Origin of the sequence: Marinospirillum minutulum DSM 6287 (assembly GCF_000422325.1) — a bacterium.
Taxonomy (GTDB): domain Bacteria; phylum Pseudomonadota; class Gammaproteobacteria; order Pseudomonadales; family Halomonadaceae; genus Marinospirillum; species Marinospirillum minutulum.
In genome coordinates, this window is the sequence record NZ_AULO01000012.1 from 89,131 (window position 1) to 106,190 (window position 17,060).

Here is a 17,060-nt window from a genome sequence, read left to right on the forward strand (position 1 = left end):
CTTTGATGCTTTAAGCGATTTAATTTTAACAGTCAGCGACAGGTCATTCCTCATGGCATCGAATAATGCAGCGCAACCCGTAACAGAAAAAGTAAACCTGCTGGGTAAAACACTACCCGAGCTAGAGGCTTTTTTTGTTGAAGGCCTTGGCGAAAAGAAATTTCGTGCTGCACAAATAATGAAGTGGATGCACCACCGTGGCGCTGATAGTTTTGAACAGATGACCGACCTAAGCAAAAGCTTAAGAGAAAAGCTGTTAGCCTGTGCAGAAATTCGACCTCCCAAAGTTGTTTTAGAAGATATTTCTACCGATGGTACCCGCAAATGGGTGTTAGAAGTAGGCACTGGCAGCCATGTTGAAGCTGTACTTATTCCTGTGGGAGAAAACCGCCGTACCCTTTGTGTTTCTTCACAAGTGGGTTGTTCGTTAGATTGCTCTTTTTGTTCAACGGGCAAGCAAGGTTTTCAGCGTAACCTAACCCCAGCAGAGATTATTGGTCAGGTTTGGGTGGCACAAAAGTCTTTTGGCCCACGTAAAGACACTAAAAACCGCCCTGTCACCAATGTGGTGATGATGGGTATGGGCGAACCTTTAATGAACTATCGCCCAGCCGTTGATGCCATGAAAATTATGTTAGACGACAACGGCTACGGTTTATCTAAGCGGCGTGTAACGCTTTCTACTTCTGGCCTAGTGCCGCAAATAGATCAGTTAGGTGATGAAGTTGATGTATCTTTAGCTATTTCGCTTCATGCGCCCACCGATGCGCTGCGTAATGAGCTAGTTCCTATTAACCGCAAATACCCTATACAACAGCTTTTAGATGCTTGTAATCGTTATTTAAAAAAATGCGGTGACTCACGCGATATTACGATTGAATACACCCTAATTGCCGGTGTGAATGATCAGTTAGAACATGCTACAAAACTGGCTGCGTTACTTAAACAGCTGCCCTGTAAGATAAACCTGATACCTTTTAACCCTTTTCCTGGTTCAGATTATCAGCGCCCATCAAGAAATCAGGTAATGCGTTTTCAAGCCTGTTTGCACGAGCATGGCTATTCAGCACCCATACGCACAACAAGGGGTGATGATATAGATGCAGCTTGTGGTCAGTTAGTTGGGCGAGTGCAAGATAAAACAAGACGTAGCGCCCGCTATGCTGAACAAGCACTGATTCAAGTTCATCAAGTTGACCCTGAGCAACACCCAACAGTTTAAAAGGCTTGAAGTGATGCAGCGCTTTGCAATAGCACTATTATTTATACTAGTATCAGGTTGTGCGGCTCAAGCACCTTGGGAAAAAGTAGACCTAGATCAGCAAGCAGAGGCTTACACTAATTTAGGGATGGGTTATTTAAACCAAGGTCAGATCAACAGAGGGTTAATCAATTTTAAAAAAGCTTTGAAGGCTCGTCCTTCTTATTCAGAAGCTTTACACGGTACTGCGCTAGCTTTACAGCAACAGGGTGAATTTGATTTATCTGAAAGGTATTTTAAAAAAGCGTTACAAACTAAAGGTAATGAAACGGACGTTAGAAACAATTACGCAGCTTTTTTATTCAAGCAGAGCCGCTATGATGAAGCACGTAAGCAGCTAGAAATAGCCAGTAAAGATATTTATTATGCCGATAGAAGGTTGGTTTTTACTAATCTAGGCTATGTATCAATAAAGCTAGAGCAAACAGACAAAGCCTTAGGTTATTTTCAACAAGCCTTGGTTTTAGATTCAACATTTATTCCACCCCATCGTGCATTACTAGAGTTATTTAGTAAGCAGCAAGCGTGGCAGCAAGCAGAACAGCACTGGTTGGCTTTGCGAGATGCACAAATAAATGATGAGACAACACTTAAACAAGCGTTGATTGTGGTACAACATACCGGTAATCAAAAAGAAGCACGCTATATTAATAGCCTGCTAAACAGCACTAATTAAAAAAAACAGGAAGATCCTGGTAACGAGGATTCCACAGACTATGACAGAACAACAAGCCGAAGATCAGCAGCCAGTAGAAACACCTGTTGAAATTGACTGTAGCCGCCCAGGTGAACTACTAAAAAAGGCACGCGAAGCAAAAGGCTTATCGCAAATTGAAGTAGCCAAAAAGCTTAACTTCCTGCCTATTTATGTGCCTGCCCTAGAAAATGAAGACTTTGCCCCCCTGCACAGCGTAACTTTTATTAAGGGTTACTTAAGGGCCTACGCCCGCTTTCTTGGTATAGATGCAGATGAAGTAATGCATTGTTTTGCTATGCATCACCCAGAGCTAGTTGCCCAAGAAACCCAGCAGACCGTTGAAGTAATGAAACCAGAAAAAAATACCAATAGTCTGGTTTTTAAGCTTTTTACCCTGCTTATAGTTGTAGCGTTAATTACCGTTATTATTATTTGGTGGCAAAGCCGTACGGCAGAGCCTATGCCTAGTGTGGGCAGCCAAGATGTGCAAGTAGATACGCTGGATGGCAACACCATAGTTGGACCAGTAAGTGTAGAGGAAGTTGTTGTTGCACCAACGCCAGATAAACAAGAAGCTGAAGCGCCAGTAGAAGAACAGCCTTTAGTAGAAAACACCCCGCCAGTAGAAGAGCAACCGCAGGTTAAGCCTGCCGTTGTTGCAAAACCTAAAATTGAAGAACCTAAACCAGCAGCCCCTTTAAAAGCCGTAGCAGAAGCGAAAGTTATTGAAGGTGACCCTGCCCTTGCCACCCTAGGTAACAATAAGTTGGTGGCATTAAGTTTTGACGGTGAGTGCTGGGTAGAAGTAAGAGACGATAGCGGTAGTATTTTACATGCCGCACTAATGCAGTCTGGCGATAAAGTGCTATTAGAAGGTGAGCCACCCTTCCGCATGGTCTTTGGTTTTGGCGAAGCGGCGAAGGTATTTTACCAAGGTGAAGCATTTGATTTTTCATCACGCATTCGTCCTAATGGCTATGCTTCAATCCGAGTTGAATAATTCCTAAGAGTTTTAATACCTACCATGCAGCATGTCTCCGCAATTAAACGCCGTAAATCCCGTCAAATAAACGTTGGCTCTGTACTTGTAGGTGGTGATGCCCCTATTAGTGTGCAAAGCATGACCAATACAGAAACCTGCGATGTTGCTGCCACGGTTTCGCAAATACAAAAAATGGAACAAGCCGGTGTTGATCTTGTTCGTGTTTCTGTACCAAGTATGGAAGCGGCAGAAGCTTTTGGGCAAATACGTAAGCTAGTTAAAACACCACTGATTGCAGATATTCATTTCGATTATAAAATCGCTTTGCGTACTGCCGAACTGGGCGTTGATTGTTTACGTATTAACCCGGGCAATATTGGGCGAGAAGACCGCGTAAGAGAAGTGGTTGCAGCAGCGCGTGACAAGGGCATTTCTATACGCATAGGTGTGAATGCTGGCTCGTTAGAAAAAGACCTACAGAAAAAATATGGCGAACCCACCCCCGCAGCCTTGGTTGAATCAGCCCTGCGGCATGTCGATTACTTAGACCGTTTAGATTTTCAAGAATACAAAGTCAGCGTAAAGGCTTCAGATGTGTTTATGGCAGTTGAAGCCTACCGCCAGTTAGCAAAACAAATTGAACAACCCCTGCACTTGGGTATTACAGAAGCAGGCGGTTTACGCTCAGGAACAGTGAAGTCTTCTGTTGGGTTGGGTATTTTGTTGATGGAAGGCCTAGGCGATACCTTGCGTATTTCTTTGGCAGCAGACCCAGTAGAAGAAGTGAAGGTGGGTTTTGATCTACTAAAAAGCCTACGCCTACGCAGCAAGGGGGTTAATTTTATTGCTTGCCCTAGCTGTTCTAGACAAAATTTTGATGTGGTTGCCACCATGAACCAACTAGAAACTAGGGTAGAAGACTTATTAACCCCCCTAGATGTTGCAATTATTGGTTGTGTGGTGAATGGCCCAGGTGAAGCGCGTGAAGCCGACTTAGGTTTAACTGGGGGCGAGCCACAACACCTTATTTATATTGATGGTAAGCCAGCCAGCAAACTCACCAGCGATAATTTGGTTGATCAGTTAGAAGCCATGATTCGTGAAAAAGCGGCAGCAAAACAAGCAACCTTAGACCAACTCTTAGCACGCAGTTAATAGGATTTATTTCGTGGCAAAAAAGATACAAGCAATTCGTGGTATGAACGACCTGCTTCCAGAAGCAAGTCCGCGCTGGCAGTATTTAGAAAAAACCGTAAGCAGCCTTTTAGCCCGCTATGGCTATCAAGAAATTCGTATGCCTATTGTAGAGCAAACGGCACTGTTTAAACGCTCCATAGGTGAAGTGACCGATATAGTCGAAAAAGAAATGTACACCTTTGACGACCGCAACGGTGACAGCCTAACCCTTCGCCCCGAAGGTACGGCTGGTTGTGTACGTGCTGCAGAAGAGCACGGCCTACTTTATAACCAACAACAGCGCCTTTGGTATCAAGGCCCTATGTTTCGCCATGAGCGCCCACAAAAAGGCCGCTATCGCCAGTTTCATCAAATAGGTGTAGAAACCTTTGGTTTGAATGGCCCAGATATAGACGCAGAGCTAATTCTATTAACGGTACGCTTATGGCGCGAGCTGGGTATTTTGGAACACCTAACCCTAGAGCTAAATACCCTAGGTAGTGCTGAAGCGCGTGCCAATTATCGCCAAGCGCTCACGGCTTACTTGGAAGGGTTTTACAGCGAGCTAGACGAAGACAGTCAGCGCCGTTTAACCACTAATCCGCTTAGAATTTTAGATTCAAAATCGGCCACTACCCAAAAAATTCTAGAAAATGCCCCTTCATTTGATGCCTACCTAGATGACGAAAGTCGGCAGCATTTTGCCGGTCTTTGCCAGTTTTTAGATGCCGCAGGCGTTACTTATAAACTTAACCCCTTGTTGGTACGTGGCCTAGATTACTACAGCAAAACGGTATTTGAATGGACAACCACAGCACTTGGCTCACAAGGCACGGTTTGTGCAGGTGGACGTTATGACGCACTCGTAGAACAGCTAGGCGGCAAGGCAACACCAGCCGTTGGTTTTGCTATGGGTATTGAGCGCTTAATTCTTTTGCTAGAAACACTTGAGGTTTTTCCAGCAGAAATAAGCCAACAACTCGATATCTATTTGGCAGCTTCAGGCGAAGGCGCAGCGGCTTATGCTCTACTATTGGCAGAGCGTTTACGTAGCGAGCAGCCTAGTTTAAGAATTTTAACTCACTGCGGTGGTGGTGGGTTTAAGCAACAAATTAAACGTGCTGATAAATCAGGCGCACAGCTGGCTATTTTATTGGGCGAAAATGAAATTGCCCAAGGTGTAGCTAGCGTTAAATACCTAAGAGAAGACCAAGAGCAAAGTGAAGTGACACTAAGCGATTTGGCCGGATTTTTACACCAGTATTTGCAAAGCCGCTGAGCTAAGTTAAGATAGCCCACATTTTGCAGATAAAAACCATCTAATAGGCTTGTTTATGCATAGCGAAGAAGAACAACTGGAATCCCTGAAGGAGTGGTGGAGCAAAAACGGTAAGTCGATGATTATCGGCGCTGTAGTTGCTGTAGCAGGTGTTGGTGGTTGGAAGGGTTGGGAAGGCTACCAGCTAAGCCAAGCGGAAAGCGCCTCACAACTTTATACAGAATTAAACCAGGTTGTAATGAACGGCACAGGTGATGCGCGTCAAGAACAAGCTGAAGCTTTGATTAACCGTTTAATTGGTGAGTTTGAAGGTAGTGTTTATTCAGATTACGCACGTTTATTTGCCGCACGTTTAGCGGTAGAGCGTGATGCGCTAGACGAAGCCCAAGCGCATTTACGTGGTGCTTTGGATACCACCAAAATTGATGCAATAGAACTGGTTGTGCGTTTACGTTTAGCACGCATTTTAAACTCGCAAGAAAAAGTGGAAGAAGCTTTAACACTACTCGATGTTGCTGATGCGGGTGGTTTTACGGCCGATTTTCAATCCTTGCGTGGTGATTTGCTAATGAGCAAAGGCGATGCACTTCAAGCAAGAGAAGCCTACCAACGTGCACTCGATGCCAGCCGTGCAACTGGCGATTCAACGCCTCTAGTTGAAATGAAGTTAGACACGCTTGCAGCTAACGGTGACGCTTAATGCCTAAAGCCCTTTTAAATAGAGGCCTAATTAAAGGGGCTATTGCTGGCCTAGTTTTACTCTTGGCTGGTTGCAGCAGCTTACCAGAACCACAATACCCGCCAGCAGACCTGCCTAAAACTAACGGTAAACACCAACTGGTTAGCGAATGGCAAGATCACTCAGGTTATGGCGAACGCTGGCGCGGTTATCAACTAATGCCTGCACTAGATGGTGACTTACTTGTTGCTGCTGATGCCCAAGGTTTAGTACAAGCTTTTGATCTTTCTATTAGTGGTTTTTTTAAATCAGATTTGATCTGGTCACAGCAATTAGATCATGGCGTTAGTGCTGGCTTAACCCTTGCGAAAGGTAGTTTGTACCTAGCTACCCAAAATGGCGAGCTACTAGCCATTAATACACGTACAGGTGATACCAACTGGCGCATTAAACTACCTAGCGAAGCTTTAACACCGCCTCAGGTAGATGGCAACCTATTGGTTGTGCTTGCTGCCGATGGCCATTTAACGGCTATAGATGCAACAACAGGTCGTCAGTTATGGACCTACGCCAGTTCAATGCCATCACTTACCCTGCGTGGCACTTCAACACCTACCTTAACTAGCCTACAAAGCTTTACTGGCTTTGCTAACGGTAAATTAGTTGCTCTAGATAATGCCAGCGGACAAGTGCGCTGGGAAAGCCGCATAGCCCAGCCTACAGGTAGAACCGATATTGAACGTTTGGTCGATGTTCGTGGGCAGGCTAAAGAAGCTCAGGGTATGCTAATTGTTAATAGCTACCAAGGCCAAACCCATGCGTTAGATCCTTTTACAGGGCGTAGTCGTTGGAGCCGTGACCTTTCTAGTTTTCATGCACCACTTATAATCAACAATCAGGTTATTGTTGTTGATGAAGCTAGCCGCATTCATGCCCTAGACTTATTCACTGGTAGCAGCCTTTGGACTCAAGATGCCCTTTATGGCCGCGATTTAACCGAACCCGTTCTTCTAGAAAATAGTCTTGTTGTTGCCGACTATCAGGGTTATCTACACCTGCTTGATTCAAACACAGGCGAAGTAACAGGCCGCAAGGGATTTGATCTAGACGGTATTCGCGCCCTGCCAATAGTGAATAATAACCGCCTACTGGTTCACTCCATACGCGGCCGCCTTGGGCTTTTCACCCTTAAGAAATAAACACCATGACTCCTGTAATTGCTTTAGTTGGCCGACCCAATGTCGGCAAATCTACCCTTTTTAATCGTTTAACGCGTAGCCGAGATGCACTGGTTGCAGACTTTCCCGGTCTTACCCGAGATCGCCAGTATGGTGAAGGTAAGGTAGGCGGTCGCCCTTATATAGTGATAGATACCGGTGGTATAAGTGGTGATGAAGAAGGCATAGATGCTGAAATGGCACGCCACTCTCTGCTTGCGATAGATGAAGCAGACCTAGTTTTATTTATTGTTGATGCACGTTCTGGCATGACCGCAGCCGATGAAATGATTGCCAAATACCTGCGTGAGCATAATAAACAAGCCTACCTAGTGGTTAATAAAACTGATGGTTTAGATGCTTATAGCCATAGTGCCGAATTTTATGCACTGGGTATGAATACCGAACCCTTTATGATTGCAGCGGTTCATAATCGTGGTGTTAGTACCATGATTACTGGTTTGTTAGATGATTTGCTTGGACCTATGACAGAAGTAGACTTAGGGCCAAAAGAACCCGTTTGGGGCGAAGTGAATTTAGACGAGCCAACAGCTGAAGAACAAGACGAAGCACTAGAACAAGAAGCTAAAGAACATGCCGACCGTCAGTTAAAGTTTGGCATTATTGGTCGCCCTAATGTGGGTAAATCAACTTTAGTTAACCGAATTTTAGGTGAAGAGCGCGTTATTGTTTTTGACTTGCCCGGCACAACGCGTGATGCCATTACCATTCCGTTTGAACGTAAAGGTAAGCCTTACACCCTGGTTGATACTGCGGGTATTAGACGCCGTAAAAATGTAACCGAAATTGCTGAAAAATTCTCTATCGTAAAAACCCTGCAAGCCATTAAAGAATGCAATGTGGCTGTTGTGGTGATTGACGGCCAAACAGGTTTAGTAGAGCAAGACCTTCACCTACTTAGCTTTGTATTGGAATCAGGTCGAGCTTTAGTTATTGCTGTTAATAAGTGGGATAACCTAGACCAAGAAAGCCGTGATCAAATTAAAAAAGACATCGACCGCCGTTTAGAATTTGTAGACTATGCAGATGTGCATTATATTTCTGCCCTGCATGGTACGGGTGTTGGTGAGCTTTTCCGTTCGGTTGAAAAAGCCTATAAATCTGCAACTAGCCACTGGTCCACTAATCGCTTAACTACCCTGTTACAAGACGTTGTAAGTGAGCATCAACCACCTATGGTGAATGGTCGTCGCATTAAATTGCGCTATGCCCACCAAGGCGGCTTGAATCCGCCCATTATCGTGGTCCACGGTAATCAAACGGCGGCCTTAACAACCAGTTATAAACGCTACCTAATGAATACCTTTCGCAAGGTATTAAAAGTAACGGGTACACCGCTTAGGTTTGAATTTCGCAGTGGTGAAAACCCCTTTGCTACAGAAAAGCTAGATAGCCGTGAAGCGTCTAAAGCTAGGCAGCTAAAAATGACTAAAGAAGCGCGTACTGATCGTAAACGTAGGCGTAAATAGCCAGCCTTAGCTAATAAAAAAAGCCGATAACTGTTTAGTGTTTATCGGCTTTTTTTGTAGCAGCTTAAACTTATAGCAAGTCTAAACGCAGTTGTGCTGGGTCTTTAGGTGAAAGCAGACCGGGCGGTACATCAAAAACAGTTTTTGCGCCCACTTCTCCAAGGCCTGCTAACTTATGCACAGCCCTAGCGTAAGCCACTAGTACACTTGCAGTAAATTCTGGGTTGCTGCCCAAGGCTAAAGAATACTCAATGGTTTGCTTATTGCCAGTACCAGTAACACCACTACGAATAACAAAACCACCATGCGGCATACTGCTATGGTCTTTTTCAAACGTTGCTTGATCAATAAAGTTTACTTCAGTGTCATAGTCAGCAAAATAATCGGGCATGGTCACTATGCTGGTTCGCACTTGCTCGGCATCAGCCCCTTCATCTAAAACAATAAAACACTGGCGTACATGCTTTTCACGGGTGGTTAGTTCAGGTTGTTCGCCCGCACGAACCCGTGCTATGGCATCTTCAGAGGGCAGGGTATATTGCACACCCAACTTAACACCAGCTACACGGCGCACTGCATCAGAATGCCCTTGGCTTAAACCCTTGCCCCAAAAGGTATAGGTTTCACCTTCAGATAAAATGGTTTCACCAAACATGCGGTTTAGGGAAAAAAGACCTGGATCCCAGCCGACTGAAAGCAGGGCAACCTTGCCTGCTTTTTTAGCGGGTGCATCTAAAGCATCAAAATGTTCATTCACCTTGGCGTGAGTGTCAAAGCTATCAACGGTATTAAAGAACTGGGCTAAATAAGGACCTTGCTCGGGTAAATCAGAGCGAGAGCCACCACATAGAATCATTACGTCAACCTGATCTTGGAACTGCTCAACATCAGCCATGGCATAAACAGGCACATTTTTATTGAGAAGCTCAACAGTCACAGGATCTCGGCGGCTAAAAACACCGACTAGCTGCATGTCTGGGTTTTGCGCTAGTGCTGATTCAACACCACGCCCCAAATTACCGTAACCGGCAATTGCCACCTTAATTTTATTCGACATAAAGATTTTCCTTACTGATTAAAACGAGTTAGTGCTAAAAGTGATGACTCACATAAAATAGTTTAACAGTAAATGCGCTAATTCTTTAAGGCTTAATGAGCGCTATAGGCAGCAAGCCATTTTCTCTGGCATGTTTTTCTAAGCGGCCATCGCTTTTGATAGCGCTTACAAAGGTATTTACTCTTTCTAGCCATTCAGGCTGCTCTTTTTTAATGGCGTAGGCATACTGAATATGTGTGGTGGCTTCTTTAGGTGTTAATAGCTTTGCCCAGTCGTAAACTTGCAGTATTTTTTGACCGTAGGGGTAGTCGGCAATAAACACATCGGCACGCCCAGAGCGTACTTCTATTTCTCGCTGGCTACTTTTAACCACTGCCATAAGCTCAGCATTTTTTAGCGTGTTACGCATTACACCTTCCATATAAGTGCCTTTTTGAACCGCAACGATTACGCCCTCTTGGTCCATGGCTTCCCAGCTATCAAGCAGTGGGTTACCTTTGCTTGCAACGCCATAGATGCCGCTACTTAGGTAGGGTTCGCTGTAGTCAATGTAAGGGGCGCGAGCTTCGGTAACACCCACGCCAAACATCGCAATATCGCAACGATCAGCTTGAATATCATTCATAAAAATTCCAAAGTGGGTGGTAACGTATTCCAGCTCTACACCTAGGTCTTTAGCAAACTCTTTAGACAAGCCTATGTCGATGCCTTCTAACTGCCCTGTTTTTCTATTTTTATAAGAAATAGAAAAATAGTCAGGCCAGATGCAAACACGTAACTTTCCAGCCTCTTTAATTTTTTGTTCTCTTTCAGATAAGGCAAAGGCCGCCGACTGAAAAATAAAGCTGGTTAAAAATATTAATACCAAGCTAAGTAACAGCGTTTTTTTTAGTTTTTTTACAGGGTAATTGAGCTGAAGCTGCTGTTGCATAGAATACCTCTACGTGTAGCCGTATTAGATGTTAATATAACGGTCAGATGTTTTTTGTGTCTTGATATGGAATTGATTATACCAGTGCTACCTAATATTTTTTTATTAATAAAAAATGCTGCTTTTCGTCAAAAGTGGGTTTTCCTTACAGCATTTATTATTTTGTTTTGCTTTTGGTTAGTACTGCAACATACAGCACAACAAGGTGTTGCGAGAAGCCTTGCAGAGCAGGATACAAGCAATGCTGTTTTATTACATGCACTAGAAGACACAGTTGTTCGCTCCTTTCAGTCGGTGAATAGTTCTATGCAAACCCTGGCTGAAAGCTTGCCCCAACTTAGCTCAACTCTAGCTACTGAAAGCCTGCTAGCTGAACAACTACGCATTTCTCCCCAACTAAGAGCCATTGACCTGCTTGATACGCAAGGCTTAGTTATAGCTTCCGTAACTAAAAGTAAGGGCAGTATTGCCAGTTATTCTTGCTTTGATACTTTAAAAAGTGAACCCTTGCTAGACTTTGTTATTGAGTCGCCCCAAAAAGGCCGTTACCCCAACGACCCTTATGCAGAAACATCTACCCACCGCTACATTCCCTTTTGTGTGCCAGTGCGTGATGCTAACCAGCAACTAATTAACGTGCTGGTGGCTTCAATAAACCCCCAGTATTTTTACAACCTTTTTTCATCTATTACAGACACCTTTGCTGCGCACATTCATTTGTATCGCTACGATGGTGAAGGGTTGTTGCTAGCAAGCAGTCTTGAACCAAAAATAGATACGGTTTTACAACAACTAAAAGAAAAAAGTTGGGGGCAGTATAGAACCTCCATTGAAGAAGTTAACTACCTGGTTAGCTACCGGTCCACCTCTTTGCTGCCTTTAATTTTAGTATTGGTTTCTAACGAAGAGCTGGCACTTGCCTCTTGGCGCCATGATGAAAAAATGATGCGCTTATTTTTAATGGTTATCTCCTTGTTTACCCTAGGTGTTGCGCTAGTAATTGCAGTTATTCAAGAAAAACGCTGGCGGGCTAGGGGTGATATTCAGCTTTTAAGTACAGCCATTAGAAGTGCCGCCAACGCCATAGTAATAACAAATAGGAAAGGTGATATTCATTGGACAAATAAGGCATTTACCGAATTAACAGGCTATACCTTTGAAGAAGTAAACGGAAAAAACCCAAGAATACTTAACTCAGGTTTTCAGTCAAAAGCCTTTTTTAAAGAATTATGGGAAACCATTTTAGCGGGCAAAAGCTGGCGAGGTGAGCTGATCAATCGGCATAAAACCGGCCATACTATGGTGGTTGACCAAACCATTACGCCTATTTTAGATGCAAAAAACAATATAGAGCACTTTATTGCAGTGCACGAAGACGTAACGGCACGTAAATATGCAGAACAAAAAGCACTCTACCTAGCAGACCATGATTCCTTAACTGATTTACCTAATCGGCGTTATTTTGAAAGGCATCTAAACCAAATATTTATCTATTCAGAACAGCAAACAGAAATAGCCGTTTTGTTTATCGATTTAGATCGCTTTAAAGACATTAATGACACCCAAGGGCATGAGGCAGGTGATGCGCTTTTAATTCACACCACATCGAATTTACAAAGCTTAATGAGCGAAAACCACCTGCTAGCCCGTTTGGGTGGCGACGAGTTTGCAATACTAGTAAAAAATGTAACTAGCCAAAGGCAGCTAAACAGCTTTGCCAGTAAAGTGGTTAGAGTAGTCGCCAAGCCATTTCATTATGGTGATAGTATTTTTAATATTACCTGTAGTGTAGGTGTGGCCACTGGCGCTACTCAAACATCGGATGCATCAAAAATGCTACGCCAAGCAGATATGGCTATGTACCGAGCCAAACATGCAGGTAAAAACACCTATCGCTTTTTTGATGAAGCTATGGATGCACTCATTAAAAGACGGGTTTACCTACAGCAGCAGTTAGAAGTAGCCATTAAGTCTGAATCGGCTTTTAGCCTGCGTTACCAGCCTCAGATTAATACAGCAACCAATGCTATTTATGGTGCAGAAGCCCTAATGCGCTGGGAAGTGGCTGAAGGTGAGTGGGTTTCTCCTTTTGAATTTATAACGCTTGCAGAAGAAACAGGCCAAATTTTAGAAATTGGTGCTTGGCTAATGAAAAATCTATTTCAGCAAATGGTTGAATGGAATAGGCGAGGCATTCAGTTTGGCAAAATTTCCATGAATATTTCTGCGGTGCAATTAGCTAGAGACACGCTAGCCGAACGGATGCTGGGCTTGATGAAAGACTATGCTATACCTGCAGAACAGCTGTGTGTAGAAATAACAGAAACCACCTTAATGACGGATTCTGAAAGGGTGATGGATAACCTAAAACAGCTGAAAAAAGCAGGTATTGCTTTATCTATTGATGATTTCGGAACTGGCTATTCTTCAATGAGCTACTTAAAAGCAATAGATGCCGACCACTTAAAGATAGATCGTAGCTTTATTATTGGTATAGGTGAGAAAGATTCAGACGAACACATTATTCGCGCCACTATTGCCTTGGCACATAGCTTAAAACTTGAAACCGTCGCAGAAGGTGTTGATAGCCAAGAACAACTAGCTTTCCTTAAAGCACTGGATTGCGACTATATTCAGGGTTACCACTTCTCTAAACCCTTAACGGTAGAAGGTTTTGAGCAGTTTCTTGAAGCATAAGTTTTAGCAGTAGCGTTTAGAACGAAAAGTGCTGAAAAGTTATGCTAGAGTGACGCAGTGTTTTAAAAATATAATAACATAGGAAAAGGAAGCTACTATGAAGCTTAAAAATGTTCTTTCAACTGTCAATCAAATAGAAAAATCTAAATTCCTAAATTTTTTAGATAAGGTATGTTCAGAAGCAGCTGGAAGAGATAACGAAATTAGTAAAAAAATTAAAAATATTGACGGACAAGTTAAGAATGCTTCTAGTGGTGAAGTAACAGAGCTATTTAAAGTTGTTTTACCTTATTTAGAGTTGAGTATAAAAGAAGAACTTTCTTTGCTTGGAGCACAGGCTAACTTGCTGATAAATATTATTAGTAGGGATGGAAACTGTATTGCTCGAATTGCATGGGTAGAAGCACTTTATGAAAAAGAGTGGGAAAATATAAATACTCATGCTCAATTTCTTAAACCTATTATTTTATCCGATGCGACAGATAGTAATTTATTAAACCAAGATAAAAAACTAAGAATATACTATGAGTGCTTTAAAGAAGCTTACTTTAATGATGAGAAGTTAAAAAGAGAAGCGAAGATAAGTAATGATGAGCGTGGAATACTAAATGTATTAGCTGTCCAGTTAGATATAGCCAATGATGATAAAATTGCAATTGAGCATCTTGTTGCTCCAATTCATAAAAGTGATGTGCTGGCTTGCCTAGACTCGCTTCGTGAAATTGGCCTTTTATTTGTTAGTCGAAAGCACCAAACTGTTTATATACCTGATGAAATTGTTAGCATTTTACATAATATTCAAAACAAAGAGGTTGCCGATAAATATTTGTTGCGTATTTTAAGAACCTTTTCCGATGCAGAGCTATCAAATGTCTTAAAATCTCATGAAAAGAAAATCCGTGGTGTTGAGCGTGATCAGAAAATAAAGATGATTATTCAAATGGGGCTTAGTGTTAAAAAGCTCATAGAAGTTGAAATGCATAACCAAGACTTCAATATTAATGAAAGAAAAGAACGTTTAAAAAAGTTGATTGAAGATTTGGATATTCAGGCTGAAAGGATAGGTTCTACTTTGGATGAGCGTAGTAGTATTATTCTAGAAACATTAAAAAACTCATCTGATATAGAGTTTAACTCACTAAGTGCCGCAGGTTATAAAGAAATGTATAATTGCCTGCAAGAGCTGTTACCTAATTTAGTTTCAGTTATTAAGACAGATTTTGAGTTAGAAGAAACGCAAGAGCTTGACGTGGAAAAATTAAGATCATTAGGTATTACACCTCATGATATTCTTTATTTAATAAATAATAATGAAATAAAAGATATTCGAGACAAGCTAAATATTTCTCCAAGAGGTAATACACGGTTATTGATACTTGAAAATTTTGCTGGTGCTACTGATAAGCTGATAGAGAACTATGAGCTGCTAGCAACACGTGATTTTATAAAGCTTAAAGAAAATGATGTCGCAGTAACTGAAGCAGAAATTGGAGTTAAGTTTGAGGAAGCAACAAAAGTAATACTTGAGCAGTTAGGTTTAACTGTAGATGAAGATTTACGAAGAGCTAGTAACTCAGCAAAAGATAGGGCTGACATTGTTATATCACTAACTGATGAAGATATAATAATCGGGGAGGCAAAAACGCTTAAAAATGGTGAGTTTGCGAAATACTCAACTACATCACGCCAAATAAAATCTTACGTTACTCGCTATGAGTCAATTGGTAAAAGAGTTACTCAAGTTTTAATTATTGCGCCTAGCTTTTCATCTGATTTTATTGAGTCTGCAGAAATGGATACCGAGGTAAATATCTCTCTGCTTGAAGCAAAAGGATTAAAGAAAATATTTGAAGCTTATAATTCAAAAAGAAACCCCAAGTTCTCAGCTAAGCTGTTAACTAAAGGAGGCCTTTTAAAAGCTGACTTGATAGCTAAGAATATTTAGCAAGTTAAATTAGTTTGGGTGTATGTGTGCTTTTTTTGATGTGTCAAAAACTTCACAACGATTACGCCCAAGCTTTTTTGCTTGGTACATAGCAAGGTCGGCTCTTTTTAGCAGCTCTTCGTTAGACTTGATGTGCTTAGAGCTGGTTGCTATACCAATAGATACCGTTAGCTTACCTACTGGCTCTATTTGCATTTTAGCCACTCTTTCTCGCAGCCTTTCCGCTATAGTCCAAGCTAGGTCGCTGGGTGTACTAGGTAAAATTAAAAGAAATTCCTCACCACCAGTTCTAGCTACTATATCTTGTTTTCTAGATACCTTTTGCATTAGCTGAGTAAGTTCTATTAAAACCTTGTCACCAAGGGCATGACCAAAGGTGTCATTAACGGCTTTAAAGTGATCTATGTCGATAACCAGTGCAGAGATAGGAATGTTCTTTTGCTCTAGTTTTTTTAGTAGCAGGTGCAAGCTGCGCCGATTGACTGCACCGGTTAAAGGATCGGTAGCGGCATCTTCTTTTAGCTGAATAATTTGGTTGTTATTAAGCCCTAAGCCTTCTAACATGGCTTTTTTAAGTTCACTTATTTCAAAATACCAAGCCTTGATATTCATTAAATTAGCTTCAGCTTTTGATGAATTCATCTTGCCTGCAATGCTTGCTAGCCTGCATAAAGGGCGAGAAATATAATTAGCTAATAACCCTATTAACACCAAGGTAAATAAAACTAAAGGAAGGGTGTAATAGCCAACCTGAATCATTAACTCATCGAGTGAACTTAATGTTGTCTTTAAAGGGCGCTGGGCAATTACGCCCCAACCTGCTGTTTTAATTGTAGAAAATCCAGCAAGCATTTCAATGCCATTACTTGTTGTTAGCTGAATAGAACCACTTTCATTATTGATAACCTTATTAATGGCTGCATTATCTAAAACAAACTCACCAACTTTAGCTTGTTCAGGGTGGTAAATAAGTTGTTTGTTTTTATCAACAACATAAATATAAGAGCCATCTTGGTGGAAATGCTCCCCTAATAGCTCATTTAAAATGCTATCTTTTTTAAGGTAGAGGCTGCCGCCCAAATAGCCTAAGTACTCACCTTTAGCATTAAATATAGGGTAAGAAATAAGTAATAACAATTCACCTGCACGCGTTAGGTGGGGTGTGCCTACCAAGGGTTTTTTAACTGCTATGGCTTCTGGGCCACCGCCAACAGTTAGGGTTAAGCCAATAATGTTGAGTCTGTTCGAAGAAGCGGCCAGAATTTCACCTTCTTTGCTAACAACTGTGACTGAGTTGAAGGTTCGTGTTTGGTACTGAATTCGTTCTACTTCTTGCATAAGCACAGAAAGGTCTGAAAAATTTGTGCCAATAATGTTAGCTGCAAACCCTAGTTGCTCGTAAGCGGCATTTATTAAGTCATCTGTAGCTGCTGCTAACTTTTGAGTGTAAGCCTGGTTGGTGTCTAGGGTGTGCTTAATTAACTGGTTTTTTTGTACTTTGTAGCTAGCATAAAGTGTATTAACCAGAGTAATGAACATAACTAAAAATGCTAAAAAAACTATTAGAGTTTTAATGTTCAGCATTCGAGAGTAGAAGGGCGTAGGCAGCATGGTTAGGTTACTCTAAAGGCTTAACCATCTAAATGGCA

13 protein-coding genes are annotated in these 17,060 nt (G+C 42.0%); 10 read left to right on the forward strand and 3 right to left on the reverse strand.

Annotated elements, in window-relative coordinates; translation table 11 throughout:
• Nucleotides 1–52: 52 nt before the first annotated feature.
• From rlmN to der, 8 genes are read left to right on the forward strand one after another with little or no spacing between them, the layout of a single operon-like run.
• A complete protein-coding gene (rlmN, locus tag H571_RS0107430; RefSeq protein WP_051168221.1) occupies nucleotides 53–1,222 on the forward strand; it encodes a dual-specificity RNA methyltransferase RlmN in 1,170 nt (389 codons plus the stop codon).
• Between the two features lie 13 nt (nucleotides 1,223–1,235).
• The gene (locus tag H571_RS14610; protein WP_051168222.1) at nucleotides 1,236–1,937 is read left to right on the forward strand and encodes a tetratricopeptide repeat protein; all 702 of its coding nucleotides are present in this window, start codon (nucleotides 1,236–1,238) and stop codon (nucleotides 1,935–1,937) included.
• A 40-nt stretch (nucleotides 1,938–1,977) separates the two neighbouring features.
• Nucleotides 1,978–2,958 (forward strand): RodZ domain-containing protein, encoded by a 981-nt coding sequence (locus H571_RS0107440; RefSeq protein ID WP_027848750.1) that lies wholly within the window; start codon nucleotides 1,978–1,980, stop codon nucleotides 2,956–2,958.
• A gap of 24 nt (nucleotides 2,959–2,982) precedes the next feature.
• Nucleotides 2,983–4,095 carry a flavodoxin-dependent (E)-4-hydroxy-3-methylbut-2-enyl-diphosphate synthase gene (gene ispG / locus H571_RS0107445; protein WP_027848751.1) on the forward strand — a complete coding sequence of 371 codons (1,113 nt, stop codon included), beginning with the start codon at nucleotides 2,983–2,985 and terminating at the stop codon, nucleotides 4,093–4,095.
• Between the two features lie 13 nt (nucleotides 4,096–4,108).
• Nucleotides 4,109–5,395: a histidine--tRNA ligase gene (gene hisS / locus H571_RS0107450; RefSeq protein WP_027848752.1), complete on the forward strand. Its 1,287-nt coding sequence runs from the start codon at nucleotides 4,109–4,111 to the stop codon at nucleotides 5,393–5,395.
• A 55-nt stretch (nucleotides 5,396–5,450) separates the two neighbouring features.
• Nucleotides 5,451–6,095 carry a YfgM family protein gene (locus H571_RS0107455; RefSeq protein ID WP_027848753.1) on the forward strand — a complete coding sequence of 215 codons (645 nt, stop codon included), beginning with the start codon at nucleotides 5,451–5,453 and terminating at the stop codon, nucleotides 6,093–6,095.
• On the forward strand, nucleotides 6,095–7,273 hold the full coding sequence (gene bamB, locus H571_RS14615; protein WP_051168224.1) for an outer membrane protein assembly factor BamB: 1,179 nt from the start codon (nucleotides 6,095–6,097) through the stop codon (nucleotides 7,271–7,273). Before H571_RS0107455 ends, bamB begins: the two co-directional genes overlap by 1 nt.
• A 5-nt stretch (nucleotides 7,274–7,278) precedes the next feature.
• Complete coding sequence (gene der / locus H571_RS0107465; RefSeq protein ID WP_027848754.1) at nucleotides 7,279–8,781, forward strand: ribosome biogenesis GTPase Der; 1,503 nt, start codon at nucleotides 7,279–7,281, stop codon at nucleotides 8,779–8,781.
• 70 nt (nucleotides 8,782–8,851) lie between these two features.
• Here der and H571_RS0107470 read toward each other — a convergent pair whose 3' ends face one another.
• A complete protein-coding gene (locus H571_RS0107470) occupies nucleotides 8,852–9,838 on the reverse strand; it encodes a diaminopimelate dehydrogenase (RefSeq protein WP_027848755.1) in 987 nt (328 codons plus the stop codon).
• 85 nt (nucleotides 9,839–9,923) lie between these two features.
• Complete coding sequence (locus H571_RS0107475) at nucleotides 9,924–10,769, reverse strand: ABC transporter substrate-binding protein (protein WP_084482742.1); 846 nt, start codon at nucleotides 10,767–10,769, stop codon at nucleotides 9,924–9,926.
• Nucleotides 10,770–10,835: 66 nt separating this feature from the next.
• Here H571_RS0107475 and H571_RS15535 point away from each other — a divergent pair, with 66 nt between their 5' ends.
• Together H571_RS15535 and H571_RS0107485 are read left to right on the forward strand one after the other, a co-directional pair.
• Nucleotides 10,836–13,466, forward strand: a complete 2,631-nt coding sequence (locus H571_RS15535; RefSeq protein WP_084482744.1) for a bifunctional diguanylate cyclase/phosphodiesterase — start codon at nucleotides 10,836–10,838, stop codon at nucleotides 13,464–13,466.
• A gap of 97 nt (nucleotides 13,467–13,563) precedes the next feature.
• Nucleotides 13,564–15,411 (forward strand): hypothetical protein, encoded by a 1,848-nt coding sequence (locus H571_RS0107485; RefSeq protein ID WP_027848757.1) that lies wholly within the window; start codon nucleotides 13,564–13,566, stop codon nucleotides 15,409–15,411.
• A 9-nt stretch (nucleotides 15,412–15,420) separates the two neighbouring features.
• Here H571_RS0107485 and H571_RS0107490 read toward each other — a convergent pair whose 3' ends face one another.
• Entirely contained in the window at nucleotides 15,421–17,022 is a 1,602-nt protein-coding gene (locus tag H571_RS0107490; RefSeq protein WP_051168226.1) for a sensor domain-containing diguanylate cyclase, read from the reverse strand.
• Between the last annotated feature and the right edge of the window lie 38 nt (nucleotides 17,023–17,060).

Coding starts and splice junctions, on each gene's coding strand:
- H571_RS15535 (WP_084482744.1), top strand. CDS start 10,836: ATGGAATTGATTATACCAGTGCTACCTAATATTTTTTTATTAATAAAA.
- der (WP_027848754.1), top strand. CDS start 7,279: ATGACTCCTGTAATTGCTTTAGTTGGCCGACCCAATGTCGGCAAATCT.
- ispG (WP_027848751.1), top strand. CDS start 2,983: ATGCAGCATGTCTCCGCAATTAAACGCCGTAAATCCCGTCAAATAAAC.
- H571_RS0107455 (WP_027848753.1), top strand. CDS start 5,451: ATGCATAGCGAAGAAGAACAACTGGAATCCCTGAAGGAGTGGTGGAGC.
- H571_RS0107490 (WP_051168226.1), bottom strand. CDS start 17,022: ATGCTGCCTACGCCCTTCTACTCTCGAATGCTGAACATTAAAACTCTA.
- H571_RS0107485 (WP_027848757.1), top strand. CDS start 13,564: ATGAAGCTTAAAAATGTTCTTTCAACTGTCAATCAAATAGAAAAATCT.
- H571_RS0107475 (WP_084482742.1), bottom strand. CDS start 10,769: ATGCAACAGCAGCTTCAGCTCAATTACCCTGTAAAAAAACTAAAAAAA.
- H571_RS14610 (WP_051168222.1), top strand. CDS start 1,236: ATGCAGCGCTTTGCAATAGCACTATTATTTATACTAGTATCAGGTTGT.
- rlmN (WP_051168221.1), top strand. CDS start 53: ATGGCATCGAATAATGCAGCGCAACCCGTAACAGAAAAAGTAAACCTG.
- H571_RS0107470 (WP_027848755.1), bottom strand. CDS start 9,838: ATGTCGAATAAAATTAAGGTGGCAATTGCCGGTTACGGTAATTTGGGG.
- bamB (WP_051168224.1), top strand. CDS start 6,095: ATGCCTAAAGCCCTTTTAAATAGAGGCCTAATTAAAGGGGCTATTGCT.
- H571_RS0107440 (WP_027848750.1), top strand. CDS start 1,978: ATGACAGAACAACAAGCCGAAGATCAGCAGCCAGTAGAAACACCTGTT.